The sequence below is a fragment of the Bacillus sp. B-jedd genome (assembly GCF_000821085.1).
Taxonomy (GTDB): Bacteria; Bacillota; Bacilli; order Bacillales; family Cytobacillaceae; genus Bacillus_D.
In genome coordinates this window covers 1,888,673-1,912,713 of sequence record NZ_CCXR01000001.1, presented here as the reverse complement: position 1 = coordinate 1,912,713, position 24,041 = coordinate 1,888,673, and the positions used below count along the sequence as shown (strand labels likewise).

Annotated in this window: 31 protein-coding genes; 11 read left to right on the top strand and 20 right to left on the bottom strand. The window is 42.5% G+C overall.

Features of this window, described 5'->3' with window-relative positions:
* Positions 1–13: 13 nt before the first annotated feature.
* From BN1002_RS09330 to BN1002_RS09290, 7 genes are all read right to left on the bottom strand, one after another.
* Positions 14–571, bottom strand: a complete 558-nt coding sequence (locus tag BN1002_RS09330; protein WP_048824745.1) for a class I SAM-dependent methyltransferase — start codon at positions 569–571, stop codon at positions 14–16.
* A gap of 288 nt (positions 572–859) precedes the next feature.
* Complete coding sequence (locus BN1002_RS09325) at positions 860–1,327, bottom strand: GNAT family N-acetyltransferase (protein ID WP_048824744.1); 468 nt, start codon at positions 1,325–1,327, stop codon at positions 860–862.
* 260 nt (positions 1,328–1,587) lie between these two features.
* Positions 1,588–1,812, bottom strand: a complete 225-nt coding sequence (locus tag BN1002_RS09320) for a hypothetical protein (protein ID WP_048824742.1) — start codon at positions 1,810–1,812, stop codon at positions 1,588–1,590.
* A gap of 101 nt (positions 1,813–1,913) precedes the next feature.
* On the bottom strand, positions 1,914–2,612 hold the full coding sequence (locus tag BN1002_RS09315; RefSeq protein WP_048824740.1) for a DUF2711 family protein: 699 nt from the start codon (positions 2,610–2,612) through the stop codon (positions 1,914–1,916).
* Between the two features lie 630 nt (positions 2,613–3,242).
* Complete coding sequence (locus BN1002_RS09305; RefSeq protein WP_231575096.1) at positions 3,243–3,848, bottom strand: peroxiredoxin; 606 nt, start codon at positions 3,846–3,848, stop codon at positions 3,243–3,245.
* Positions 3,849–4,004: 156 nt separating this feature from the next.
* Positions 4,005–4,895: an acyl-ACP desaturase gene (locus BN1002_RS09295; RefSeq protein WP_048824736.1), complete on the bottom strand. Its 891-nt coding sequence runs from the start codon at positions 4,893–4,895 to the stop codon at positions 4,005–4,007.
* Positions 4,896–5,157: 262 nt separating this feature from the next.
* Complete coding sequence (locus tag BN1002_RS09290) at positions 5,158–5,619, bottom strand: redoxin domain-containing protein (protein ID WP_231575010.1); 462 nt, start codon at positions 5,617–5,619, stop codon at positions 5,158–5,160.
* A gap of 199 nt (positions 5,620–5,818) precedes the next feature.
* Here BN1002_RS09290 and BN1002_RS09280 point away from each other — a divergent pair, with 199 nt between their 5' ends.
* Positions 5,819–6,310 (top strand): hypothetical protein, encoded by a 492-nt coding sequence (locus BN1002_RS09280; protein ID WP_048824732.1) that lies wholly within the window; start codon positions 5,819–5,821, stop codon positions 6,308–6,310.
* Between the two features lie 142 nt (positions 6,311–6,452).
* Here BN1002_RS09280 and BN1002_RS09275 read toward each other — a convergent pair whose 3' ends face one another.
* Positions 6,453–6,884 carry a hypothetical protein gene (locus BN1002_RS09275; protein WP_048824731.1) on the bottom strand — a complete coding sequence of 144 codons (432 nt, stop codon included), beginning with the start codon at positions 6,882–6,884 and terminating at the stop codon, positions 6,453–6,455.
* A 223-nt stretch (positions 6,885–7,107) separates the two neighbouring features.
* Here BN1002_RS09275 and BN1002_RS09270 point away from each other — a divergent pair, with 223 nt between their 5' ends.
* Positions 7,108–8,433: an oligosaccharide flippase family protein gene (locus tag BN1002_RS09270; RefSeq protein WP_048824729.1), complete on the top strand. Its 1,326-nt coding sequence runs from the start codon at positions 7,108–7,110 to the stop codon at positions 8,431–8,433.
* Between the two features lie 552 nt (positions 8,434–8,985).
* On the opposite strand, the gene BN1002_RS23240 is transcribed toward BN1002_RS09270, so the two are convergent.
* The 5 genes from BN1002_RS23240 to BN1002_RS09250 all read right to left on the bottom strand — a co-directional run bounded on the left by BN1002_RS23240 (position 8,986) and on the right by BN1002_RS09250 (position 11,585).
* Entirely contained in the window at positions 8,986–9,171 is a 186-nt protein-coding gene (locus BN1002_RS23240; RefSeq protein ID WP_082036189.1) for a PspC domain-containing protein, read from the bottom strand.
* Between the two features lie 67 nt (positions 9,172–9,238).
* Positions 9,239–9,421, bottom strand: coding sequence for a hypothetical protein (locus BN1002_RS09265; protein ID WP_048824728.1), 183 nt, complete (start codon positions 9,419–9,421; stop codon positions 9,239–9,241).
* 68 nt (positions 9,422–9,489) lie between these two features.
* A complete protein-coding gene (locus tag BN1002_RS09260) occupies positions 9,490–10,554 on the bottom strand; it encodes an undecaprenyldiphospho-muramoylpentapeptide beta-N-acetylglucosaminyltransferase (protein ID WP_048824727.1) in 1,065 nt (354 codons plus the stop codon).
* Positions 10,555–10,569: 15 nt separating this feature from the next.
* Positions 10,570–11,037 carry a GNAT family N-acetyltransferase gene (locus BN1002_RS09255; protein WP_048824726.1) on the bottom strand — a complete coding sequence of 156 codons (468 nt, stop codon included), beginning with the start codon at positions 11,035–11,037 and terminating at the stop codon, positions 10,570–10,572.
* Complete coding sequence (locus BN1002_RS09250; RefSeq protein ID WP_148362865.1) at positions 11,037–11,585, bottom strand: HD domain-containing protein; 549 nt, start codon at positions 11,583–11,585, stop codon at positions 11,037–11,039. The genes BN1002_RS09255 and BN1002_RS09250 overlap by 1 nt, the downstream gene beginning before the upstream one ends.
* A 114-nt stretch (positions 11,586–11,699) precedes the next feature.
* On the opposite strand from BN1002_RS09250, the gene BN1002_RS09245 reads away from it, so the two are divergent.
* The 3 genes from BN1002_RS09245 to BN1002_RS09235 all read left to right on the top strand — a co-directional run bounded on the left by BN1002_RS09245 (position 11,700) and on the right by BN1002_RS09235 (position 13,381).
* The gene (locus BN1002_RS09245) at positions 11,700–12,038 is read left to right on the top strand and encodes a hypothetical protein (RefSeq protein ID WP_048824724.1); all 339 of its coding nucleotides are present in this window, start codon (positions 11,700–11,702) and stop codon (positions 12,036–12,038) included.
* A 272-nt stretch (positions 12,039–12,310) separates the two neighbouring features.
* Complete coding sequence (locus BN1002_RS09240; protein WP_048824723.1) at positions 12,311–12,844, top strand: GrpB family protein; 534 nt, start codon at positions 12,311–12,313, stop codon at positions 12,842–12,844.
* 162 nt (positions 12,845–13,006) lie between these two features.
* Positions 13,007–13,381 carry a nucleotide excision repair endonuclease gene (locus tag BN1002_RS09235; RefSeq protein ID WP_048824722.1) on the top strand — a complete coding sequence of 125 codons (375 nt, stop codon included), beginning with the start codon at positions 13,007–13,009 and terminating at the stop codon, positions 13,379–13,381.
* A 164-nt stretch (positions 13,382–13,545) separates the two neighbouring features.
* Here the strand turns inward: BN1002_RS09235 and BN1002_RS09230 are convergent, their stop codons facing one another.
* Together BN1002_RS09230 and BN1002_RS09225 are read right to left on the bottom strand one after the other, a co-directional pair.
* Entirely contained in the window at positions 13,546–13,926 is a 381-nt protein-coding gene (locus BN1002_RS09230; protein ID WP_048824721.1) for a hypothetical protein, read from the bottom strand.
* A gap of 160 nt (positions 13,927–14,086) precedes the next feature.
* Positions 14,087–14,923: an STAS domain-containing protein gene (locus BN1002_RS09225; protein ID WP_048824720.1), complete on the bottom strand. Its 837-nt coding sequence runs from the start codon at positions 14,921–14,923 to the stop codon at positions 14,087–14,089.
* Between the two features lie 502 nt (positions 14,924–15,425).
* Between BN1002_RS09225 and BN1002_RS09220 the strand changes: the two genes are divergently transcribed.
* On the top strand, positions 15,426–16,826 hold the full coding sequence (locus BN1002_RS09220; protein WP_148362752.1) for a VWA domain-containing protein: 1,401 nt from the start codon (positions 15,426–15,428) through the stop codon (positions 16,824–16,826).
* Between the two features lie 78 nt (positions 16,827–16,904).
* Here the strand turns inward: BN1002_RS09220 and BN1002_RS09215 are convergent, their stop codons facing one another.
* The gene (locus BN1002_RS09215; protein ID WP_048824717.1) at positions 16,905–17,891 is read right to left on the bottom strand and encodes a ring-cleaving dioxygenase; all 987 of its coding nucleotides are present in this window, start codon (positions 17,889–17,891) and stop codon (positions 16,905–16,907) included.
* A 383-nt stretch (positions 17,892–18,274) separates the two neighbouring features.
* Between BN1002_RS09215 and BN1002_RS09210 the strand changes: the two genes are divergently transcribed.
* Complete coding sequence (locus BN1002_RS09210; protein WP_048824716.1) at positions 18,275–18,565, top strand: DUF5316 domain-containing protein; 291 nt, start codon at positions 18,275–18,277, stop codon at positions 18,563–18,565.
* Between the two features lie 15 nt (positions 18,566–18,580).
* Positions 18,581–18,874, top strand: coding sequence for a hypothetical protein (locus BN1002_RS09205; RefSeq protein WP_048824715.1), 294 nt, complete (start codon positions 18,581–18,583; stop codon positions 18,872–18,874).
* 97 nt (positions 18,875–18,971) lie between these two features.
* On the opposite strand, the gene BN1002_RS09200 is transcribed toward BN1002_RS09205, so the two are convergent.
* Positions 18,972–19,382, bottom strand: a complete 411-nt coding sequence (locus tag BN1002_RS09200; protein WP_048824713.1) for an NUDIX hydrolase — start codon at positions 19,380–19,382, stop codon at positions 18,972–18,974.
* 86 nt (positions 19,383–19,468) lie between these two features.
* Here BN1002_RS09200 and BN1002_RS09195 point away from each other — a divergent pair, with 86 nt between their 5' ends.
* The 3 genes from BN1002_RS09195 (at position 19,469) to BN1002_RS09185 (ending at position 21,772) form a co-directional block, all read left to right on the top strand.
* Entirely contained in the window at positions 19,469–20,269 is an 801-nt protein-coding gene (locus BN1002_RS09195; protein WP_052445629.1) for a sensor histidine kinase, read from the top strand.
* Entirely contained in the window at positions 20,262–20,897 is a 636-nt protein-coding gene (locus BN1002_RS09190) for a response regulator (protein ID WP_048824712.1), read from the top strand. Before BN1002_RS09195 ends, BN1002_RS09190 begins: the two co-directional genes overlap by 8 nt.
* Before the next feature lie 128 nt (positions 20,898–21,025).
* Positions 21,026–21,772, top strand: coding sequence for a FixH family protein (locus BN1002_RS09185; protein ID WP_048824711.1), 747 nt, complete (start codon positions 21,026–21,028; stop codon positions 21,770–21,772).
* 290 nt (positions 21,773–22,062) lie between these two features.
* On the opposite strand, the gene BN1002_RS09180 is transcribed toward BN1002_RS09185, so the two are convergent.
* The 3 genes from BN1002_RS09180 to BN1002_RS09170 all read right to left on the bottom strand — a co-directional run bounded on the left by BN1002_RS09180 (position 22,063) and on the right by BN1002_RS09170 (position 23,954).
* Positions 22,063–22,488: a CBS domain-containing protein gene (locus BN1002_RS09180; RefSeq protein ID WP_048824710.1), complete on the bottom strand. Its 426-nt coding sequence runs from the start codon at positions 22,486–22,488 to the stop codon at positions 22,063–22,065.
* A gap of 84 nt (positions 22,489–22,572) precedes the next feature.
* A complete protein-coding gene (locus tag BN1002_RS09175) occupies positions 22,573–22,908 on the bottom strand; it encodes a hypothetical protein (protein WP_048824709.1) in 336 nt (111 codons plus the stop codon).
* 125 nt (positions 22,909–23,033) lie between these two features.
* Positions 23,034–23,954, bottom strand: a complete 921-nt coding sequence (locus BN1002_RS09170; protein WP_048824708.1) for an aminoglycoside phosphotransferase family protein — start codon at positions 23,952–23,954, stop codon at positions 23,034–23,036.
* Between the last annotated feature and the right edge of the window lie 87 nt (positions 23,955–24,041).

The following is a 24,041-nucleotide window of genomic DNA, read 5'->3' as shown; positions in this document are numbered from 1 at the left end:
TTCGCTCAACCAGTTAATTGTGGCAGCTTAACACAAAAGCAGGCGGAACATTTCTGTATTCGCGTTTAATGTCTATTTGTTCAAAGTGCTGGTTAAAAAGTTCCCTTTTAAGTAGAGTATATTGAAAAGTAATAAACCTACCTCCGTTTTTCAAAAACGTTCTTGATTTATTCAAGATACCATTCGAGACATTCTTGGGCAAACTCGCAAATGGCAAACCCGAAATCACATAGTCAATATAGGGAAAACCATGTTGTTTTATATATTTGTCAATATTCTCTGCGGTATCGTTTATGATGATCAGGTTGTTTTCTTCTTTAAATTTTTCTCTCAACGTTTCGTAAAACATTTTGTTACTCTCAAATAACATAACAATGGTATTGGGTTTTCGGTATTTTAAGATTTTCTCTGTAAAAACCCCAGTTCCTGCTCCATATTCAACAATATAGTTGGCTGATTGGAATTCAATTGTTTCAATCATTTTTTCAGCTAAATACTCTGAACTCGGTAAAACAGCCCCCACCTTTCTTGGGTAAAACAAATATTGTAGAAAAAACTTTATTGTTTTCAAGTCCTATTCACTCCTTTGAGTTGCCTGCTATGGCTAGAATAGACTTGAAACATAAAGAAACAGTAAGGGAATTTCTTAAGAATTCTTAAGATGATGTGATAACTGGAGGACTCGTTGTTTTTATTAGTTAATTCCTGAATCCTTAAGGGGAACAACCAACATTGCAGATTTAAAGCTTGGCAAAATCAATCTTAAAAAAGTCAATTCCCTGTAAATAAAGGAACTGACTTTTCATTTGACTATTTCAAGTAGGGCAAGCATTGACTTTTGTATCTGAACTACTAAGTGTTAGTTTATAGTTTTCATCATATTTATACCTGCTATTTCGAAACCAAGTTCCTCATAAAGCTTCCTTGCCCCTTCATTACGGCCAAAAACATGCAGTTTAAAGTACAAAATTCCTTCCTCTTCTAACCAAACCTCCATATGTTTCATTACTCTGGTTCCAAAACCTTTCCCTCGATATTTTTCGAAAATATAAATTTCATAAAGGAATGCACTTTTCTTTTCTTTTTCAACTTTTATCCAAACGTATCCAATCAACTCGTCAGCTTGATATATATTAAATAAATGATGACTAGGGGTTTCTGTTCCTTTTGGAAGTAGATTATTTAACTGTTTACGTGCCTTAGATAGTGGTTCTTCGTTGCTCGCTTCATGTGCATTTTCTGATAGCACATGACTATATCTCTCAACCTTATCTTCGAAATATACCCGAAATTCTTTTTCTGACATTCTTTTAAAAGCAATATTCATGTCTACCCTCCCTGTTAATTGTTTTGAATAGCTTTTTATAAAATCCCACCCCTTCAATAAGAAGTCCAACAAAAAAGTGCCCTAATCCTCTTGGATCACAGCACTAGCAGCTTGCTAAATCTACCATCAATACCAGGCTATAAAAATGAATAAAAGAACAAAGGAACCATTAAAACCAAAATAGATCCTATACCGAAAACAGTTATCACTTTTATCATGTCTTTATTTTTGTCTTTTTTCAAGATGCATCCCCCTAAACTTCATTCATTACCCCTCTTGAAATTACCCGTAATCTTCGCCATAACTAGTTGTTCTTCTGTTGTATTCCCAGCAGCTTTCATTCTTTTTAAAAATTTCTCTGCTTCTCTTCCTTTTAAGATCTTCACTTGTTTGCCATTATACTCCAAAAAGACCGTATTATCTTTTGTCACTCGGAAACTAAAAGGCTCGTCACTTAATCGATTTCTTTTATCGATGTTCGTCATTAGACATTTATCACCCTTGTCCTTGTTAAAGGTTTGAGTTTTTAATGCTTTTCAACTTTTGCAAGCTCTTAGTAGCGGTTATTAAAAAGCCTTACTTCATTTTAGTCGAAGATACTCCAATATATCTTGGTTCTATCCGTGCAATAAAAGCCTTCAAGATTACAAGCATTCACGATTTTCTTGACGGTTTCCTTATCCGAGCACAGAAGAGAAAAATGGCTATCCCAATGGGTTGTCAGCAAAATTTCATGATCGTGTGTAAATAAATTAATCCTTTGGTTGCCACTCTGATCATCATGAATTAAATCATCAATGAACTGCAATTTCCGTTCCGAACCAAATTCATCGCCGCACCATATCCACTCGTTGCCTTCTTTTTTAATGGCGTATAGAATTTTATTAATGAGGAATTCCGAAAAAAATCCTTCAGACGGTACGATCATTTTATTTTTTTCGCATACATCCTGAATGGTTTTTGCCGTTGCCTTATCTTCAAACTTTTCGTTCAATCCCCCAATATATGTTCGCAGTCCTATATCCAGCTTTTTAACGTTTTCAATGGCGGCTAATTTTAGGAACTCTGCCCAGTAAATTGGCTCGCAATGTTCTAAAATATTGTTTTTTCCAAGATAAGTACCAGATTTCCAAGTTTCATAGCAATGGGGTGTGGTTTTTATAAATGGATGATAGAAAATAAAAACCTCCTCAAACACCCCTTTGTAAAATTCCTTAATCGGCATCTCTTCACTCGCGCAAACTGCATACCTGTGTGGCTTTGGCATTATTCTCGTCTCTGACATTCGGCTCCCCTCCATGATTCTGTTTCAATATTTTTATGTAACCATATTTCCAAAAAACAATACGTTTTGAACTCAAGATAAGCTTTTCAGACAAAGGCTACTGGGAAAGGAATAAAATCGGGATATTGTCTATTTAAGTAAGAAAATTCAATAAATGGTATAATTTTATAATATCACATCTATCTCCAACTGGGGGTTAAGGTTATGTATGGTTGGCTCAACCTTGGAAGTCTTGTACTCGGATTAATCTCCTGGATACTTCCTATGATTAATCTTACGACAGAGAAAAAACAGGATAATAAAAATTGGTTAGTTCTATCAATAATTAGCCTCTTTGCTTGTAGCACATCGTTATGTTTCCAAATTATATATACATATCGGTTGGTGATTGTGAAGGATTGGGGTGCTCTTGAGGACACGATGTATGCTGTCGCATATGCCTCGGCAGTTCTTCTCATCGTAACAGTCATTTTAAATTTGATTACCCTGAATGTATATTGGCGCAAAACAGCAAAGTAGATCTAAATAACATTTAAAGCACCGATATTAAAATCGATGCTTTATTTAATGGTTCCGCTATATTCCAAGCAGTTTTTGCTGCAGTACTCCTCAATCATCTTTCCATTCTCGCTAGTACTTCCCGATCATGTTCGTGTCCCGCCTGATGCCCGGTTTCCCCGGCACCCAATTGGCGGGCACTCCTTCGCCTGTTTTCCTGCCGTATTGGATGCCCTGGACGACCCGGAGAATCTCGTAGACGTTGCGGCCGACTTCCGGAGGATAGACGAATTTTGCACAAATCTTCCCTTCCGGATCAATGATGACAGTAACCCTGAACGTTGCACCTATTTTCTCATTTAGTGCGCGATATGCCCGGCTGATGGCGTGGGTCCGGTCGCTCAGGAGCGGAAACCGGACTTTCGCCGCGGATGGCGATGTTTCAGTGAAAACTTTATGGGAGTAGACACTGTCGGTGCTGATGGCAAGAATCTGTGTGTTCAATGCCAAGAATTGATCATGAATAGCGGCGACCGCCGCCAATTCGGTCGGTCAGACGAAGGTGAAGTTGCTGGAATAGAAAAACAGGATTACCCAGCGGCCCCGGTAATCTGCCAGCCGAATTTTCTTAATGGACTTGTCAGTATTATCATAGGCCTCTGCCGTAAAATGCGGCGCGGTATCATTCGTCTGCGCACAAAATGGGAGTTTCCCTTCGATGTTTTCCCTCTGTTGCATGTCACCCATCCCCTCCTCGGCAATATTTCGGTTAATAGGAATTTTTCATTATTTGTTATAGTACGTACTGGTTTTTGTCCTTGTGCTGCTAAGACGCCATATGAACACAAAAATTTGGGCAAAAGAAAAACCAGCAGTTTCCCGCTGGCTGATCATTTACTGTTTTCTATAAAATCGATCTCTGACTCTTTTCAATCTAGCATGATAATTTAAGATGTCGAGCCTTGCCTTTTCCGCTTCAGGTGCAATCGGTCGCAGGTTTTCAATATCCCAGTAATCAATAATGACATCCAGCACCTGGTCAAAGTATTCAAGTGGGCCGTAGTTTGCTTCCTTGGCAATGATGGCCATCCGATTTTCAAAATCAGGCATAACGGCACCGGGCATTTTAAAGTTCATAATGACATTGGCTAGATGGTAGCAATAATTTGGCTCCAATTCCAAATGGTACTTGATGACTTCCCGGTAAAAGGTGTAGTGCAGCGTTTCATCCTTGGCGAGGCGCCGCAGCAGACTCGACAAGTCTTTGTCATGCGGGCCGGCAACTTTTGCGACATTATAATAGAATACCATTGTCGCAAGCTCCTGCATGGACGTATACACCATCGTTTCAAAAGGCGTATGGAAATCCGGGTTCCAGCCGTTCTCAACTGTTTGTTTATGCAGTTGGTGGAGACGCATCGGCTCAACATTACGGGTAATTAATAAATAATTTTCGAGCAGATTTGAATGCTGATCCTCCTCGGATGTCCATGTATGGACGAATTCTTTAATAACCGATAACGATCCCTTGAAGGTCTGCTCCAAATACGAGGTGAACCACGGCAGGTTTACTTCCGTTAACAGCGCCGTTTCAACTGCTGTGATGACAGACGCTGGAAGGGTAACTTGGCTTGGATCCCACGGAACCCGCCTGAAATCCATTGCTTTATCCCATGGCAAAAATTCATGATAACCCCAATCAATCTTATCAGCCCGCTTTTTATGCTCCGCATACAACTCTCTCAGTCGTGGCTCTAGTCTAAAATCTAAATGGTTCGTTAACAAAGCAGCCCCTCCATGTTCTATATGGTCTATGGCTCTAAAGCCAGTGGCAATCTCATATGTAATAACTCGGCAGCCATTCATCCCCTAGTATTAAGACCAGCTGCCAAATTCAGTATACCACACAGACATATTGTTAACCTATTCTGAAGATTGAATGGATTTTTGCTGCAGCTCTTTGTTGTTTTGGCAGTAAACCTGAGAGGCCTCGTGCTGGAACAAAAAAACCGTACAAAGGAATTGCCCCTTTGTACGGATTCTCTATTTATATTTTACTTAATTCTTCAAAGACGGCTTCATAATCTTCCTTCCGGTCTGCTTTAAAAGACGTGTTCGCGTAAGCGATGTCGCCTTTTTGATTGATTATGAATACGGACCGTTTGGCGACGCCACCCTTTTCATTGAAAACTTTGTAATCCTTAATCGTCTGCTTCGTCCAGTCGGACAGGAGCGGATACGGCAGCGTCCCCATGCTTGCGGCAAAAACGCGATGCGAGTGGATATGGTCGGCGCTGATTGCCATAATTTCCGCATTTAATTCTCCAAACCGTTTATAATCCTCTTTCCAAGAGGCAATTTCCTTAATTCAGCCTGGCGTAAAATCCATGCCGTAAAAGGCGACGACGATATTTTTGCTGCCCAAGTAGTCCGATAACGAGATCTTCTCTTTTGTGGTGGCCTCTAGGGTAAATGTAGGCGCCTTATCTCCTGCTTTCAGTCCTTCCAAAGCATTTCCTCCTTCATCTCAATTTCCATCCATCTATTCTGCCCTAAAAATGGCGGGTTAGCCTCAGTGATTGGGATTTGCAATAAACTTTCCATGCAAAGGGGAATTTACAGAAATTTCGAAAAGTCATTAATAAAAGTTCCAGTTAATGGTACAATTTTGGTTAATACTATTTAGCAGTCTGAGAGGAGATGAACAAATGAAAATGCCAGGTTCTTACGGAACAAAATTCCTCGTCTTGATTTTTTTAATGTTGCTAGTCGGATGCGCTGCGGACTATAAACTCGATTCTAATGCTAAATTGGCGAAGGAGTATCTTTTGCAAAAAGGCTATTCTGTAAAATCGTATGAAGGAAACTACGTTTACACATTCCAACGGAAAGATCTTGTTGAAATGCCCCATAAAATGATATGGTCCTTGCAATCTGTCAAGCCTGATGATTATATCGGAAAAGAAATAATTCAAGAACGATTCATAGTGAAAAACCACCCTGTCGGCAAGATTTATAAATCCAAGACAGCCGTAAATGTGTTTCTTTTTGAAGGGAAAGTGATTGGTGGGACTTCCTACCCGGCAGTCGATGGCATGAGCGGTTGGGGTTATTCTCTCGATGGGAAAACCGCTGAGGAGTTAGTCGGTAAAAACATACAGGAGTGGTTGGTGGAATGGGAAAAAACTTATGGTGAGTAATACTCTTGAGAACAAAACTAGAAAGGCTTGAACATAGTATTTATTTCAGAAATAGTGACCGAACGGAAATCAGCGTCTGGCTTTCCGATGCTATATAAACCGATAAGCCTCAGGCTGCCATCCATTCGGGCACTAACTATTCCTATTGTGGATTTTCCCTAACAAAGTCATTGACCCATTCCATATCAACAGGGCCATTTATTACCTTATAATACTTACCTTTATTAAGGAATAGTAGACGAGTTTCATAAATCGATGCAATTAACGGTTTGCCCTTTACGTAAATAGTAACTTGAAATCCTTTCTCTTTTGAAACATCACTATTCCACTCGAAATCCTTCATTCTTTTGACTCGATATTGACTTAAAAAGTCTTGAAACTTTTCTGCATGTTCCCTTTTCTCAGTTGTCCAGTATGGCCTATCTGGGCCTTCATGAATAGATAAGGATTCAAATTGAGTAAGTTTATAGCTAATTAAATCATCCAACCCTTTTTCTCTATGATCATCGTAATATTTTATGGAGAAAAAGATAATTATCGCAATCCCAATGATTAAATACCACTTCTTTTTCATTTACGTCCCCCTATTTTATTTCCTATTTAAATTGAAACTCATTATCTAAAGTTATGATTTGATTTAACATTTTTGGAAAAATCCATCCAATTCCCCACTTCCACAAATTCATGACATTTAATTCTAGGATTCAAAAAAAAATTCAGTCAAAGCTTGTCCCATCGTCGTCATCCACATAATTTTCTAGCCTGTCTCATATGGATGAATGTATGGGGGTGGTCGCTTGAACAAGTTTATCCGTGGGACACTGATTTTAATTTTCGCTGCGTTCTTGAGCGAGTGCGTTGAGTTTCTCGTGAATATGCAGCTTGCGAGGGAACTGAAAGAGGAAGGCATGGGCCTCTACATGTCGGTCATGCCTGTGCTGTTCTTGATCTTGATTTTGGCAAGCCTCGAACTGCCGATTTCCGTATCCAAGTACATAGCTGAAAACAAACAGGAAACGCACTTTAGCTTGCTGAAGCACGCCTTGAAGCTCGGGGTCCTTTCCACGGTGGTGTTTATTTTGCTTACGGCAGCGGCTGCTTCCATCCCATCCGCGCTGAGTCGGTTCCCCGCCCATATCCACTGGCTGCTGTTTGCGCTCATCCCGATTGCCGCTTTCTCGGCGGTGGCCAGAGGTTATTTCATGGGCGTCCAGCAGATGGGCAAAATTGCGGTGTCAAACCTGTTACGAAAAATCGCCCAATTCCTGCTCCTATATTTCATTTTTAATTTATTCGATTATCCGCTCGAGACTTCCCTCCTTATCGCGTTAGGCGCCCTGGTTGGGAGTGAGCTGATCGTATTGCTTTATTTATTCAGCCTGTTCGTCATTCATTTACGCGGACTGAAGTCCATACCAAATCAGGAGCTATCCGGTTCGAACGCTCGGCAAAAGCTTCTATCTGTTTCCTTGCCAACTGTCGGACTGCGCATCTTTCAGGCATTCGTTAACGCCCTCCAACCGATCCTGATCCAGATTACATTAATACGCGCCGGCTTCACCGCCGTAACCGCGACCGAGCACTTCGGAATGCTAATGGGCGTCGCGATGTCGATCGGCTTCTTTCCTGCTTTCATCGCCCATTCGCTGATGGTCGCTTTGATTCCTAATGTATCGGATGCTTATGCCAGGTTGGATCGCGAACGGCTCAGCACCCTCTTGCACCAGACAATGTGGCTGACGTTGTTGTATGGTGCGGTTTCCGTGTTCATCATGCACATGTTCGCTGACAAGCTGGCATCACTGTTCTTTTCCGCCCCGGTCGCCGCTTCCTATTTGAAACTGCTCTGGCCATTTTTCCTGTTCCACTTCTTCATCATCCCGCTGCAGGCCTATCTGATCGGAGTCGGGCTAATCAAAGACGCCTTCCTGCACAGCATCTGGGCCAACGCCTTTGCATTAGGCGCTGTCTTCCTGCTCGGTTCAATGCCGTCCCTCCACATGGACGGCGTCATACTCGGAATGAACTTCGGTGCATTACTCCAGGCGTTGCTACATTACTTTACCGTCTGCAAACGAATTGGCGTGCGGGTGTGGTTCGGGCGGCGGATTCGGGAGTTGTAGCTTTCCATATTTGCACTTGTTTTAAGGAAACGTAGAGAAGTAACTAGTGAAAACTTACTGCATTTTAAGTTTTTTATAGTAGGGGCCTGACCCCTACTACTTTTTGCGAAGAATATATAGTCATGTAACTAGTTACGGGCCTTGTTAAACCCATAAATAACTAGTGAAAACCTACTACCTTTTAGGATTTTTATAGTAGGGGCCTGACCCCTACTACTTTTTGCAAAGAATATATAGTTATGTAACTAGTTAATGGGCCTTGTTAAACCCATAAATAACTAGTAAAAACTTACTACGTTTTTGAATTCTTATAGTCGGCGTCTGACGCCTACTACTTTTTGCAAAGGAAATATAGTTATATTACTAGTTAATCGCCCTTGTAAACCCAGAAAATGACTAGTGAAAACTTACTACATTTTTGGATTTTTATAGTAGGGGCCTGACCCCTACTACTTTTTGCGAAAAATATATAGTTATGTAACTAGTTAATTGTCAATCCAAACTCATGTGGGGTCTTTCATCTCTTCTCGGTCAAGGCATCAATTTATCCAATTATAAAGAGCGAGGGCTATCAGGGATTGTATTAGCAAGAATTAAATATATAAGCAAATTTGGCCCAGGAAGAATAATAAATATGAGTCTTACCGCCGTAGAAGATATCCCTAAATACTCAGCTATACCGCCACATACACCCCATAAAGCTCTATCAGTTGAAGACTTTCTTAACTTATTTCTCACTTCAAATCCCCCTCCCAGTTTTCAAAAGTAAAGGTAAAAAAAGCACTGGAACAAAACGTCCAATGCTTCAGATTTCTTGTTTTTTTCGGAGCATCAAATAAATAATCACCTGGTAAACTCCGAACAAGAGCGGCAAAGTAACGATTGCCGGATATATTAAGTTGTTAGGCAAAGTAAAGTAGGCAAGTGCCATAAATATTAGGAATACAATATAGCCTCTGTTAAAAAGCCGCATGAATGGTGACTTCATTAGGAATCCCTCCCATTATAGTTTTATCGTATCATAAAATGAGGGGACATTCCATATATTGGGTAAAATTAATAATTCTCGATTTCGCCAAGCAAAACATCAATCGCATTTTGCTTATTAACTTTCTTCATATTCATTTTTATCTCTTGGCTCTTTAACTGAAGTTCGTCCACTGCTTTCTTAAATGATTCCGAGTTTAAACCTTCCTCTTCAAGAGTCAGTGAAAAGCCATTCTTATGAAACGTTTTTGCATTCAGGATCTGGTCGCCTCTGCTTTGCTGCAAAGTCAGGGGGATGATTAACATCGGGATTCCGAGGGCGAGGAATTCGAATATCGAGTTGGAACCTCCTCTTGTGATGACTAGGTCGGTCGCCGCCAGCAGGTCAGGCAGTTCCTCATGGACGTACTCAAACTGCCGGTATCCAGGCAAGCCTGATAAATTTGTGTCCATCTGGCCTTTCCCGCACAGATGTACGACCTGAAACCGGTCGGTGAGCCAGGGCAAATTTCCCCTTACCGCTTCATTAATCTTTCTTGCCCCAAGGCTCCCTCCCATGATTGTCAGGATTGGTTTCTTTTCATTAAAATTGAGCAACTTCCTGCCTTGTACCCCACTGCCATTCAGGATTTCGATGCGAATTGGCGAACCGATGGCAACAGCCTTTTTGCCAGGAAAATAGTTAACCGTTTCTTCAAAAGACGTGAAAATCTTAGTCGCAAACCGCTGTGCGATTTTGTTCGCCAACCCTGGTGTCAGGTCACTTTCATGAATGAACACAGGGATTTTCAACAGATTCGCGGCAATTACCACTGGCACAGAAACGAAGCCCCCTTTTGAAAAAACAAGGCGGGGTTTGAGCTTCTTTAATACCTTCCATGCATCATAACAGCCTTTCATCACCCTGAAAATATCCTTCACGTTTTCAAAATCGATGTATCTTCGCAGTTTCCCGCTGCTGATTCCGTGATATGGAATGCCTATTTTCGCTATGAGTTCCTTTTCAATTCCTTTTTCAGAACCGATATAGTGGATCTCCCATTTTTTCTTATCTAGCTCTGCGATGATTGCCAGATTGGGTGTCACGTGCCCGGCGGATCCCCCGCCTGTAAAAACAATTCTGTTCGTAGCCATGCTGCCTCCAAAACGTTATAATTTCATTTCCATTCTTCTAACCTGTGTTTTCATGCCCATCGACTCGTAGAAACGGATCGCGGGCTCATTGAATTCCCAGACACCAAGCTCGATTTCCGAAACACCTTTTTCTTTTGCAAAATCAACAACCTTTTCGAACAACATTGTTGCCAGCCCCTGCTTCCGGAATTCCTTTTTTACGCCGAATTCCTCTACATACATGTATTCTCTTGGTGCTACCGTCACGCGGTCAGAAGATGATTGCTTCCTGCAAATTGTAAAAGCGATGACTTCAATATCGTTTTTGATATAAAAAATCCTGGCATTCTCATTTTCGATGATTCCTTTGAAATAGTCCCATATAAACGTGTTGTCCGCTGACCGATAAATATCGGGCCGGGCTTCCAGGTGGTACTCGTGGATTTCTTTATGAATCGGAAGCAGTGCTTCGTAATCTTCCAATGTAGCCATTTTTATGTGCATCAAGCTTCCTCCCTTCTGCGGCCGAAAAGCAATTCCACTTCCCGGGCGAATTCATCAAGCATTTCGAAGCTAGATTGTTGGCCTAGGCTTTCGACCAGGCTCCGGTAATACCATTCCTGTTTCTCACGCCCTCTTTTAAACCGGTTCCACACTTCTTCTCCGGACTTCTCGACATCATAGCGGATAGATCGGACGTTGTGCAGCTTATCGGCACAGGCGACCGCGCGGATTTCAATCGGAGCCCCTTTCAAAAATTCAATCGTGTGCTCCTTCCGCTCTTCCCAACTGAGCGATTTGTCCGGCTCCGAACAGCCTGCGACGATTTCTGCAACCTTCGAACCGAAATCCATTTCGATCATTTCGAGGGTGACGTCTGTATCCTCGGCCGTATCATGCAAAATTCCAGCTGCAATCAATTCCTCGCCATATCCGTATTTCTGAAGAATTATGCCGACCGTAGCGGGATGAGTAATGTACGGGGTTTTCGTCAGCTTCCTATACTGGCCATCATGCGCCTCACCGGCAACTCTGAACGCTTTTTCAATCATATTCAATTCGAATAACCACCCTTTTAAAGAATTTTCTTTTGCAAAAGTTCATGGTTTTATGTACAACAGGGATGTCCATTCGTGCTAAAATTGAGGGAAAAGGAGGTGTTAAATATGGAAAACGGACTTGAGGTAATGCTACGTTCTATTTTAAAGGAAGAACTGCAGCCGGTAAACAACCGCCTTGATAAGATTGACGGCAGGCTGGACGGTTTGGAAACTCGCATGGGTGGAATGGAAAACCGAATGGACGGTTTGCAAATCAGGATGGATGGACTCGAAGTTCTAACGCTGGAAATAAAAGAAGGCCAGGAGCGGATGCAGAAAAATATTATTATGTGCATAGGTGATTATAATGAAAATATTATTCATTTTATTGATGACAAAACTGATGCACTAAATAAAAGGGTTTTCTCTGTGGAGACTGAAATACAGCGTCTAAACAAGCAATAATAGGTAAAAAGTCGAATGTTCTTGTATTTGTGTTAACCGACTTATGGTTTTTATTAAAACTGCATCGCTTTGAAAAAGAATGACTCCCCTAATGCCTTCATGTATCCCCCTCACCGTTCAAGCCATTCTTTAATCCCTACATGATTATTGTATTGAAGTAATGAATTGCAGCCTCTTTTACATGGGGCTGTTTTTGTTACATCATGCGACCCCTGAAAGTTTAAGATGAAAATGATATGATTTATACGTCTGAAAGGATTGGAGGTTTTCTTATGAAGCTTGGTTTAAGGAAAGATGAAGTCCGTTTAGTGGAATATAACCCTGAATGGGCGGCTGAATTCGCAAAGGTTAAGGAGGAACTGCGTGCGAGCACAAACCTCGAGGAGTTCCAAATTGAGCATATTGGGAGCACTTCCATCCCTGGAATGCTGGCCAAGCCGATTATTGATATGGTCGTTGGTATTCGCAACTTATCCAATTTTCCAGAATCACTTGCTGGCGGATTAAAAAAAGCCGGTTTCCTAAGGCTGCGGGTTGAGCGGCCTGGGGAAATTGTTTTTGCAAGATTCACGGACAATACATATGAAGTGAAAACACATTTCATCCATCTCGTTGAGTATGAAGGCGAGCTCTGGCAAAATTTGATTTTCTTCAGGGATTATCTTCGTACCAATGAAGATGCCAGATGGGAGTATCAAGCAATAAAAATGGATTCTCTCGCTCGATATCAAACTGGTGTGAATGAGTACACCGATCATAAGGAAGATTTCGTGAAGGCGATTTTTGCGAAAAGAGCAGTTATTTAACCCTTTTGGTTAGGTAAGATTATATCATTAGGTCATGGTTCCAGGCACAATTCATTAATAACGTTTAAACGAATTCTCTTTGTTTTTCACATGATGTAGTTTTGCTACTGGTTTACGGGTAATCTATGTGATAAAGTAATCGAAGAAAAGGAAGTGATGAAAATGATCAAAATCGAATTGCCGGCACCGGATGTTGTGTTGACGAGGAAGAATCAGCTTGGTGAACCGGTCGAAGCGGTCATCAGCAGCAAGTACGGCTTTACAGACTATAATCGCATCCCGAGGGATAAAGGCGGGATTATCCTGTTTTTTAACGCTGACGATGAACTGATGTTTGTCGGAAAGGCGAGGAAGCTGCGCCCCCGCGTCAAGCGCCATTTCGAGGATACCGTATCCCCTATCAAAAATTACAGGGATGAGGTTTATAAAATCGCGGTGCTCGTGGTCGAGGAACCAATGGACCGTGAAATTTACGAAACGTACGCGATTAATACGCTGAAGGCGAAGTACAACGTGGACAAGGTTTTTTATAAGTAAATCGTAAGGGAGCTTTGTGTTGGTGCAAGGCTCTTTTTTATTTGGGAGCGGGGTGCAATAGGCATTGATGCTTTGCCTATCCCGTTTTGCTTCCTTGCTATCCTGAGCGAAAGCACATTTAGATACTGGGCCATGCAATGCATTAGTATGGCTCATGTATCCATCTATTCACCTTGTCCAGTTTTAATAAATAATAGATCAAGGAAGCTAACTCCTATGGCCAAGCCTAGAGGACTGCCGATTTTCAGATCACCTGCAGCGCCAGTCATAATAAAGTTCAGCAAAATTTGCGTCGCGAGTAAGCCCACGAAAATCAAGATGAACCTCAGAATTCTTTTTTTAATTTCAGCTTTTTTAAGATTCTTCAACTTGGCTCCTGCTGCCACCAATAGAAATACCCCGGATATAAGCAAAAATACTACATATCCCAAGACAAAATAATAAGCCCACTTCGCTACAGGATTCAAATAAATAATGAACATTAACACCACGAAACCGACCATTAATAGTGTATATAAACTTATAATGAATTTCTTTCCTGGCACCTAGCAAAGCACCTCCATTCTTATACAGTCAGTATATCATTGGCTAACCAGCCGGAATTCCAGAAATATTGAATTATTTTTAAACACGAAAATCGATAAAATTGAAACTCACCACCACGAAGACACCAAAAAACCGCCCCGATCCCGGAGCGGCTCACAATTAGACCGATTCAACTGCCAAGTATTTTTTAAGAGTTTCCTGCAGTGTCGCTTTCGTTTCCACTTTCTCGGCGAATGAGATGCCGGCGTGGATCATTTTCCGGACAAGGTCAGGGCGCAGGCCGGTGATGATTCCTTTGCAGCCCATCATGTTTATCCCGTTCAATACTTTCTGGAACTGGTCGATGACGTCCATTTCCATTTCGGCGATTCCGGAAAGGTCCATGACCAAGGTTTGAACTTTTTGATTGGAAATTTCAATCAGTACTTTTTCCTCAATAATCTGCATACGATAATTGTCAATAAGCCCGATCAACGGAAGAACAGAAACCGAAGGGCTGACAGGAATAATGGGTACAGACAAATGCTCAACCAATTTACGTTGTGTGTATAACAATCCATCTTTAAACGTGGAGTAGCTTAAGAAAAAGTTGTTCAGGAATTGGTCAATTTGGTCATTAATCATCTTTTCAAGAGTGAAGAAGTCCTCTTTCCCGAGCGTGACTCCTTCTTCCTCATCGAATTGATAAACAAATTGCCATAAGGTTCTGCGGATCGCCTGGATCCACTCAAGCTTGAATGCCAGCGTCAGAGCATGTTCTGCCCATACCACGCCTTCCTGCTCCGCAAATTCCACTAGTTCCTTTTTTTGATCAAGCAAGACATAATTGACAAGCTTCTCGGCATTTTTCAAAAGGTCAATATTCCCCGTTTGAAGGATATCATTTATTTTATTGGCAACGCCAACCGCCTCAGACAGAAGTTTCTCTTTAAACTCTATACGATTGTCAGAAACGAACTCAGAAATTTGTACGCCTAATGTATATGTAGAATTCATCATTATCTCCCTCATTAATAAGTTTTCACTATGCGTATATTGTTAATGGAAGTATACAATAGTTATATCTGTTTAGAAAAACAATAACACTCAGGTTATGAATTTTCAGTCAGACTAACTATTCATTCCCCTTTCACAGGATAATAAACCTAAAAACGAAAAACTTTTAAAATTCCCTTGTTTTTTTGCAAAAAATCTTTCATTACTAATCTTCCCATCAAACACAAATTAATTTAGCCTTTTTAAACTACCCCTTATTCTATACCCTCATCGCTAGGCTATTAGTCCTTAATCAAACGGGACTTTCTACTTATTATGCTTCCAATCGAGCAAAATCCTGGCAATAAAACTTCAATAATACCCATAACTGGGTTAAACTGTTAGCGAGCCATGTTTGTTCCTATTTTCACTGTTGTTATGCATTAAAACAGGGAGAATAGCTGGATGAAGTGACTTTTTATTTTTAATCATATTTTTAATGGCAAGGGGTGTTCCAATATCAATGAAGAAGAAAAAATTATTCCTGTTCCTAACATTACTCTTAGTTTCCCTTCTGGCATTATCTGCATGCGGAGCTAAAGAAGGTGCTTCGGCTGATAAAAACAAGAGCGAGGAAACGGATAAAGCAAAAGGTAAAGGAAAAGAACAGAAAAAGGAAAAAAATGAACCAGAGGAAAAGGAAGATAACGATTACGGAATTGCCGGCAGTGTAGAAGATATTATAAAAGAAAAGCCCGGCAAATATACTGGTAACGGTTATAATAAGGCGGTTGTACATAGAGCCCTGGACGAAAAGTCTTTCCAGGATAAAGATAGCTTCCAAGTTTACGAGGAGCTGTTGAAACTTATGGCAGAGGGCAAAAATTATCAGCCGTATTATGATTATTATGAGGAATTCAATCCTAAGATCGAGACAACACTGACGAAAATGCCAGGCGGCATGAAACTTGGCGATGATGGGGATCTTGATATGAATGTTAATATTGCAATCCTTTTGGACGCAAGCGGAAGCATGGCCCAGAAAATAGGCGGCAAAACAAAAATGGAGCTGGCGAAGGATGCCATCAATCAATTCGTCTCTTCTATGCCTGAGGAAGCAAATGTTTCGCTCCGAGTTTATGGTCATAAAGGAAGTAACAGCGATAGCGACAAAAAAGTTTCGTGTGAAAGTACAGAAATCGTTTATGATTTCAAACCGTATAATGAGTCTGATTTCAAATCCTCTTTAGGTAAGTTTCAGCCGACCGGCTGGACGCCAATCGCAAATGCAATCGCCCAAACAAAAGCTGATTTTGAAAAAGTCGGCACGGAAGGCGAAAACATCATTTATGTCGTAAGTGATGGTGTTGAAACTTGTGACGGTGATCCAGTAAAGGCCGCAAAAGAACTCCATGACTCCAATATTAAAGCGGTCGTCAACATCATTGGCTTCGATGTCGACAGCAATGGGCAAAAACAGTTGATTGCTGTTGCCGAAGCGGGCGGCGGAGAATATGAAACCGTCAAAACCGCCAAGGATTTCGAAAAGCTATGGGAAGATGAGCGGCGCCGCCTTTGGAATGAATGGTGGAATTGGGGAAGCAAGAACTGGAATGAGGTCTGGAATGAACAAGCCAAAAAAGAAAATGAACTTTATGACAAGAAAACAGAATTCAGCAATCTGATCTATGATGAGAAATCGCGCCTCCAGGAAGCCATGTACTATCTTAAAGATAAAGAGCAAATTAATTCCGAGGTCAGGCAGGAAGTCGAAAGTCTTATCAAGCAGCGATTCGATATTATGAAAGACTTTATGGATGAAAGACATAAAGAACTACGAGATACCTTGAAAACAGAAGGAACGAACCTCAAGAAATCCATTAAGGAAAAAGAAGAAGAAATGAAGGCTAAGTATAAGAGTTAAATCTTACAGACAAAAAGGAAAAGGCACAAGAATCCATTCACAAGCGGGTTCTTGTGCCTTTTTTTTGCGTGGCACCTTTTATTTTTCATATTCCTTTTCAAAAACTTTCGTACTTCTGACTGTGTCGATTGGCCTTACTAATTGTTCTATTTCTTCTCGTTTCGGTTCAAGGAATGGCGGCAGTGACAATTTTTCACCAAGTGTTTCATAAGGTTCATCGCCCATGAAACCAGGCCCATCCGTTGCCAGCTCGAATAAAATTTGCGGAGCCACCCTCGCATACAGTGATCCGAAATAATATCGTTCAACATAACCAGAGTTCGGCATGCGGAAGGACTGCATTCTCCCCTTCCACTCTTCCAGCGCTGCCCGGTCATCGACACGGAACGCTGCATGATGGACGGTACCATATCCCTGCATAGCGCGTGGAAGTGATTCATTATCCTCCACGATTACTTGCGCACCGTTCCCGCCTTCCCCTGTTTCAAACAAATGATAAGAACCTTCCTCGGCAATTTCCTTAAACATTAAAACCTCTTCCATGACTGCTTTGAAGTAATCAAAATTTGAAATACGGATAAAAACGGGACCCAACCCAGTAATCGCGTATTCCAATGGGATAGGTCCTTTTTGCCAAGGTGTACCCGATTCCACGCCCTCATTTCTTTCATCAGAAATCAATTGATATTGCTGGTCATCAAAGTCGGAAAAGGATAATGTCCTTTTGCCAAATTGCTCAGTGATTCCTTTATGTTTGATATCTAATCTGTTAAATCGGCTAAGCCAATACTCTAATGCGGCATCTGTTGGCACACGGAATGAGGTTTTTGATATCTCGTCTGTTCCATGGGACCCTTTCCGGCTTCCGGGGAAATCAAAAAATGTCATGTCTGTTCCCGCGCTTCCCACATCATCCGCAAAAAATAAATGATATGATTGGATATCATCCTGGTTAACGGTTTTCTTTACTAACCGAACGCCTAACACATTAGTGAAGAAATCATAAATTTTTTCCGCACTGCTAGTAATAGCGGTAATATGGTGTATTCCTTTTAAGTTTTCCATTGCTAGTCCCTCCATTTAATATTCTTCAGACTAGAGCAATAAAGCTCGCTTTCATAAATTATCTTGAAGTGAAGATATCTTCGTAAAAAAATTACATTTGAAGTATCCAACTTAATTAAAATATCTTTAATTCGAGATAATAATACCTCGGAATTCTTTATTTGTCAACATTCTGTCTTGTACGGTTTTCCACTTTTATAGATATTCCTCTTAAACACCAGAAGATCTGCTCAGCATTTATAAATAGTTAATAATTTTCTATATCTTACAATAATATGAAAATATCTATGTATCTATTGCAATACGTGATGGTAAACTTTACTATTTAAGTATAGTGGTTTATTTTGGAAGAAATGTAAGATCATCTCCGGGGAGGTTTTTCGATGAAGATATTTATTAGCGGTACTGTCCTGGCTATCATCGCTTCGTTTGTTTCGCCTTATCTCTTTGGAACTGCGTATGCCTATTTCTTACCTGGCGGCATCGGTCTTGCTTCTATCCTGATTTCCGCTGTTTTTTCCGGTTCCATGCTGAGCGGCGACAGGATCCGGGCAAACTTTCTAACGGAATCGAAAGACGACCGGCGTGAGCGTCAAAGGACGATGACACAGTTTGCGTTATTCGGATTGCCAAATTTGCTCGGGGCGGTCCTTCTCTATACATTATTCCATTAACGGGAGATGTTCATTATGGTAAAAAAAATAACAATCATCGCGGCTGCTGTTTGTCTGGCAGCGGTCTTGGCATTTATGAATCCGTCTGAGACGGACTACATAGCTTATGCAGAACAAAAATTCGCAGATGAACCATCCATCTCACACCCTGATGACATTGAAAAATCGAATCTGCTGATTTTTTCAATCTACACCCCTATCGTTGATGAAGAGTATGGGGTATCACACCTCGGCGTCATGGGCCAATTCATCGAGCTGTCCAGGGAAAACCTGAAGCCGCCAATCTGGGTGGAACTATTTTTAAGATAATAATATTATGTAAACTATCTAACAGGAGCTTGCGATGGCAGCTCCTGTTTCGCAAAAATTCAGTTCTACCCGTTCGACTTTTTCTCCCCCGACTGCCTCACCCTAGAAACTTATAAGCCGCCGGGCGTTGCAAAAGCCTTTCGATTCCTTCTTCATAATAAGGCATTAAGGAATTGGCGGTTTTCACATCCACCCATTTCACCTCTATTATTTCTTCAGGAAACTGAATGGATATGGTCCCCCCTGATACATAGGCAGCGAAAGTGAAAAATAGGACATGATGTCCCCGGTCGGGCCGGAAAGCCTCCTTCACTGCGAGCAATTCCCGTGCTTCAACTGTTAACCCCGTCTCTTCATACACCTCGCGAACGAGCCCCTCGGTCAGGATTTCCCCTTTCTCAACCATGCCGCCTGGCAAAGTCCAGCCGGACCCCACATTATTAACCATTAATACTTGGTTGGTTTCCTTGTCAAAAATCAGTCCATATACGACGTCCGCTCTGTCCATTCCGCATCCCCAATCATTTAGCTAAAATCCCTACTCAAAGTATGATATAACTTGAAGTAGAATGCTACTTATTTGGAGCGATAATCATGTCTTACCGGTATTTGAAAATCTTCAGTATCCTCCTCCCGACCATTTTGATTGGCGGGTTTGAATTTTTGCGCCATGGGGTGTTTCTTGATCATCTCTCTATGGATACGGGCAATTATTTGATTACTTTTCTGACTTTCATCATTTCATGTATTTACACTGTGTGGATGTTCAGGATGATTGAAGTCAAAAACAGAAGGATCACGAAAGAGCGTGAAGTGCACGCGATTTACGAGGAACGCGAGCGGCTCGCGAAAGAGCTTCATGACAGCATCGCGCAGTCCCTGTTTCTAATGAAAGTCCACTTAAAAAAAGGAAAACTGCAAGAGGCGGGAACTTTGACAAACTCGATCGATACGCAGCTCAGGCAGGCGATTTTCAACCTTAGACTGACCCCCAATGAAGGGATGACCTTGGCAAAAAGAATCCGGCATTGGCTTGAAAATTGGCAAACCGTTACCGGGATTGAAACAGAAATTGAGATCACTGTTGATGAAGATTTATTTTCGGCTTCCGAGGAAGTTTTATTATTCGGGATTGTCCAAGAAGTATTTACGAACATCCAGAAGCATTCCGGTGCGGAGGCCGCGACGATATACCTCTGGAACAACGGCCCGGACTGGGAGCTTTCTGTTGAGGATGATGGCCGCGGCTTTGTACCGGCTGAAGTGAATGCCGCCCACTACGGGCTGGCGATGGTCAAGGAGCGGGCAGCGGCCCTTTCCGCTGTACTGGACATCCGTTCTGTTGTGGGGACGGGAACAAAGTTCATTTTGAAAGGAAAAAAGAGAGATGAATAATGTGTGCCGAGTGTTGATTGCGGATGATCACCCGCATGCCCGGGAGGCGATCAGGTCGATGCTTGAGGGCGTCGCGGGTTTTTCAATTGCGGGTGAGGCGCGGAACGGGCTTGAGGCGGTTGGGTTGTGCCGGGAGCTGCTGCCGAATGTGGTGTTGATGGATATTGGGATGCCTGTGATGGGCGGACTTGAGGCGACGAAGCGGATTAAGGATGAGTTTCCTGCGGTAAAGGTAATCATGCTGAGTGTGTCGGATGATGTGGCTGATTTGTTTTCGGCGGTGCAGTTCGGCGCGCAAGGGTATCTTTTGAAAAGTATGGATCCGGACGATTGGCTTGAATATTTATCTGCCTTGATTGCTGGCAAGGATGATGCAGCCCGTGGTATCGCCGGGAAGCTATTCGGGCAGTTTAAGGGTGCGGAGCCTTCGGCTGCGGCCTCGCTTACGCCGAGGGAAAAGGAAATTTTACAGCTTATCACTCAAGGGCTGACGAACCGGGAGATTGCCAATCAGCTTTCGATTGCGGAGAATACGGTGAAGAATCATGTGAAGAATTTGCTCGAGAAGCTTGAACTGGATAATCGGGTCCAGCTGGCTGGTTATGCTGTCAGGCATCAGTTGTCATAATTCCGTCACATTTTCCGCCTGCCTCTAGCCCGGGTGAGCCATTAAAGGTTCTATGCTTATAGTGTAAAATAGTAGTGATAGGATTTTGCACCTTTATGGATAAACTACTTTGGCTAAAGGGGATTGTTATGAAAAAGTTGCTCGTTTTGTTGATTGGTTTGGCAATGGCCGCACTTGTTGGCTGTTCCGGAGGGAATGACAAAGACAAGGTATCCGGTGGGGATGAGCCGCCGAAGATGATTGAGGTCGAAATTCTTCTTCCTGATAAAATAGATCCGAATGTCGAGACGGAAATCAAGGCCCATGTAACGCAAGGCGATGAAAACGTCGAGGATGCAAATGAAGTGAAGTTCGAGGTTTTCAAGCAGGGTGATAAGGATCATGAAATGCTTGAGGCGAAGCATGTTGGCGATGGCATTTATTCGGTGAAGAAGAAGTTTGCCGAGGAAGGAAATTATGTGGTGATCAGCCATGTGACGGCACGCGATATGCACAATATGCCGAAGAAGGATTTCGTTGTCGGCAATCCGTCCGAGCACGAGGCGGCGCATGAGTCTTCGGATGGACATGAGCACGGGCACGGCGAAAGCAGTGTGGCAATTGACTTTCCGGTGGCTTCCGCTGATTCCGGTAAGGAAACTGTGTTGTCCGCTCTGATCAAGCATGAGGACAAGCCGCTCGAAGGCGCGAAAATCACGTTTGAAGTTTGGAAAAACGGTGAGGAAAAGCATGAGTTCATCCCTGCCCATGAAGCTGGCGCCGGCAAATATGAAGTGAAGCATACCTTCCCTTCTGCAGGCAATTTCACCGTGAATGTCCACGTCGAAAAAGGCGATTTGCATGAACATGAGGAAAAAGCGGTAACAGTAAAATAAGATATTAAGGACCAGCAGGCGGCGGCTTGCTGGTTTTTTGTTGCTTAGGTTTTTTAGGCTAGGCGGGTTTTGCAGCTGGGATTTCTTTTCTGCCTGGCCGCTTTCCCGCCGCTAAATCGGATATCGGCGATTATTTTTAGATATCAGCGATTATTTTTAAATATCAACGATTTTTTATTTATATCAGCGATTATTTCAATATATCATCGATTTTTTAAATCCTAGCCCGATTTTCAAAAAAACCCCGCACAAAATAAAACCCGCACATCTTGTCTGTGCGGGAAAACAGTTTACTTTTTCGGTTTCGATGGCTCTGATATTTCCTCGAGCGCTTCCCCGGCATCGTCTGTCAGATTTCTCTCGATCGCGAGGTCTCCGAGAGACACGATTCCGATCAACCGGCCCTGCTCGACGATTGGCAGCCTTCTTATTTGTACGTCGGCCATCAGTTCGGCCGCCTCTTCCGCCGACATGTCCACTGTGCCCCTGACAGGATCTTCAGTCATCACCCTTGAAATCGGAGTATCGAGCGGCCATTGCTCGGCAATCGCATTGAGAACGATGTCCCTATCCGTAGCCAATCCTTTCAGCTCGTCCCCTTCACAAATTGGAATGACCCCAACATCCAGCTCCTTCATCTTCTTCGCAATCTCGAAAATCGGCGTGTCCGGCGTACAAGTTTCCACATCGGTTGTCATGACCTGTTTAATTTTCATCTCAATTCCTCCTTTTGTCCAACTACTCGGGAGTTTCCCGCGAGGTAAGAGAATGAAACTGCCAGATTTTGCAAAAGGGGTCACTCAGGCCGGGCCATCTTTTTGCAAAACGGTGAATATGTCCCTTTTTGTCATTTCCATGGCCTCCTGATAGGTACCCACCCTGTTCTTCAGCCAAAAATCATACACTTTCAACAAATCATTCCTGTCGAAAACTTTATTTGCGAAAGTTTGAAAAAAATAGACGAGCAGAACGTTTAAAGCTTCTTGTGGGAGATGGTTCCGTGACAAAACCATCCTCGTTGCCAAGAGGTCGAGTCCGCGGACTTTTCCGCCCGTTGCCGCCGCCAGTGTTTCGAGTGGAGGCGCATATCTGCATTTTTCAAATAAGGTTCCACCGAGTTCTGCTTCTTCAGCCATCCCGCTTCCCCTCCCCCATCGTGCCGCTATTCCATCTATATTAATTATAAAAAATGGGCTTGGGTTTTGATATACAACTATGGCAGTTTTTCCACTACTACCTTAGTAGTAATTTGCAGGGGGTTTTAAGCTTGGAAATCCTTCCCTGATTCTTGCAAAAGTTCCTCAAACCATTCCACACAGCGATATGTAGGCTCCCATTCCGAATGATCTTCGATTGACCAAATAATTGATAATACTGCCATCACAATTCCGGCTTTAAGGAGATTGTTCTTCTGTAATGAAAGGCTTTCACAAATCCAGTTGACCCGCTTGCTGAGCAGCCGCTGCGAATCTGGCTTCTCATGCAGATGATTGAATAGGAAGGAAATCAAATCGAAGTACGGATTGCCCACTACCCCTTTTGGGTCAATCGCCAGCCAGCCTCGCTCCTGAGAATAAAGAATATTTTCGTGGTGAAGGTCACCATGGAGCAGTTCCATTTTGGCCGGCTCATTGAGTTCCGCCAAAAATTCTTTTGCCCTCATGACTAGCGATGGTGGGAGCGGCCCAGACTTCTCTGCATAGGTTTCCAAATAACGGTCGAATCCTTCCCCCCAATCCTTGATTGACGGAAGGACTGAAGTTTCAGGAACTGGCCTTCGGATCGACTTCCAAACAGAGGTGAACTGCTTCGTCACTTGCTCTTCATCTTCAATTTCGGATAAGTTTTTGCCGGGTACAAGCTGTTCCAAAAGCATGGCGCCATTTTCGCCGTCCTCTTTCAGCAGCATGGCGCAGCCGTCACCTGAATATAGCTGGAGGGCGGTGATTTCATTCTGGAACTCCTTTCCCGGTACGCCTAGCTTTAATACTACTTGCCGACCGCTGTCATCGACCGCCTTAGCGACGTAATTATATGTAAGGTTTCCGGCTGGCCCTCCAAGTTCAAGGTTCCATTTTGCAGCGTAAAAATTCAATTTTCCTTCGAGTCCACTTAGCCATTGCGTCCCGGCCTCTCCGAACGCGCCGGTTATTTTTGCAATAAATTCCTTGGGAAGTTCCATTGTTCCGCTCCTATCCATGAATTAATTTTGCCTGCAAAAATCGGATTTTGAACACTCCGCTTCTGTCTGAATAACCTAGGAGTAGAG

Coding starts and splice junctions, on each gene's coding strand:
- BN1002_RS09325 (WP_048824744.1), bottom strand. CDS start 1,327: ATGAATATTGCTTTTAAAAGAATGTCAGAAAAAGAATTTCGGGTATAT.
- BN1002_RS09320 (WP_048824742.1), bottom strand. CDS start 1,812: ATGACGAACATCGATAAAAGAAATCGATTAAGTGACGAGCCTTTTAGT.
- BN1002_RS09315 (WP_048824740.1), bottom strand. CDS start 2,612: ATGTCAGAGACGAGAATAATGCCAAAGCCACACAGGTATGCAGTTTGC.
- BN1002_RS09280 (WP_048824732.1), top strand. CDS start 5,819: ATGAAAATGCCAGGTTCTTACGGAACAAAATTCCTCGTCTTGATTTTT.
- BN1002_RS09275 (WP_048824731.1), bottom strand. CDS start 6,884: ATGAAAAAGAAGTGGTATTTAATCATTGGGATTGCGATAATTATCTTT.
- BN1002_RS09265 (WP_048824728.1), bottom strand. CDS start 9,421: ATGAAGTCACCATTCATGCGGCTTTTTAACAGAGGCTATATTGTATTC.
- BN1002_RS09260 (WP_048824727.1), bottom strand. CDS start 10,554: ATGGCTACGAACAGAATTGTTTTTACAGGCGGGGGATCCGCCGGGCAC.
- BN1002_RS09255 (WP_048824726.1), bottom strand. CDS start 11,037: ATGCACATAAAAATGGCTACATTGGAAGATTACGAAGCACTGCTTCCG.
- BN1002_RS09250 (WP_148362865.1), bottom strand. CDS start 11,585: ATGATTGAAAAAGCGTTCAGAGTTGCCGGTGAGGCGCATGATGGCCAG.
- BN1002_RS09245 (WP_048824724.1), top strand. CDS start 11,700: ATGGAAAACGGACTTGAGGTAATGCTACGTTCTATTTTAAAGGAAGAA.
- BN1002_RS09240 (WP_048824723.1), top strand. CDS start 12,311: ATGAAGCTTGGTTTAAGGAAAGATGAAGTCCGTTTAGTGGAATATAAC.
- BN1002_RS09235 (WP_048824722.1), top strand. CDS start 13,007: ATGATCAAAATCGAATTGCCGGCACCGGATGTTGTGTTGACGAGGAAG.
- BN1002_RS09225 (WP_048824720.1), bottom strand. CDS start 14,923: ATGAATTCTACATATACATTAGGCGTACAAATTTCTGAGTTCGTTTCT.
- BN1002_RS09220 (WP_148362752.1), top strand. CDS start 15,426: ATGAAGAAGAAAAAATTATTCCTGTTCCTAACATTACTCTTAGTTTCC.
- BN1002_RS09215 (WP_048824717.1), bottom strand. CDS start 17,891: ATGGAAAACTTAAAAGGAATACACCATATTACCGCTATTACTAGCAGT.
- BN1002_RS09210 (WP_048824716.1), top strand. CDS start 18,275: ATGAAGATATTTATTAGCGGTACTGTCCTGGCTATCATCGCTTCGTTT.
- BN1002_RS09205 (WP_048824715.1), top strand. CDS start 18,581: ATGGTAAAAAAAATAACAATCATCGCGGCTGCTGTTTGTCTGGCAGCG.
- BN1002_RS09200 (WP_048824713.1), bottom strand. CDS start 19,382: ATGGACAGAGCGGACGTCGTATATGGACTGATTTTTGACAAGGAAACC.
- BN1002_RS09195 (WP_052445629.1), top strand. CDS start 19,469: ATGTCTTACCGGTATTTGAAAATCTTCAGTATCCTCCTCCCGACCATT.
- BN1002_RS09190 (WP_048824712.1), top strand. CDS start 20,262: ATGAATAATGTGTGCCGAGTGTTGATTGCGGATGATCACCCGCATGCC.
- BN1002_RS09185 (WP_048824711.1), top strand. CDS start 21,026: ATGAAAAAGTTGCTCGTTTTGTTGATTGGTTTGGCAATGGCCGCACTT.
- BN1002_RS09180 (WP_048824710.1), bottom strand. CDS start 22,488: ATGAAAATTAAACAGGTCATGACAACCGATGTGGAAACTTGTACGCCG.
- BN1002_RS09175 (WP_048824709.1), bottom strand. CDS start 22,908: ATGGCTGAAGAAGCAGAACTCGGTGGAACCTTATTTGAAAAATGCAGA.
- BN1002_RS09170 (WP_048824708.1), bottom strand. CDS start 23,954: ATGGAACTTCCCAAGGAATTTATTGCAAAAATAACCGGCGCGTTCGGA.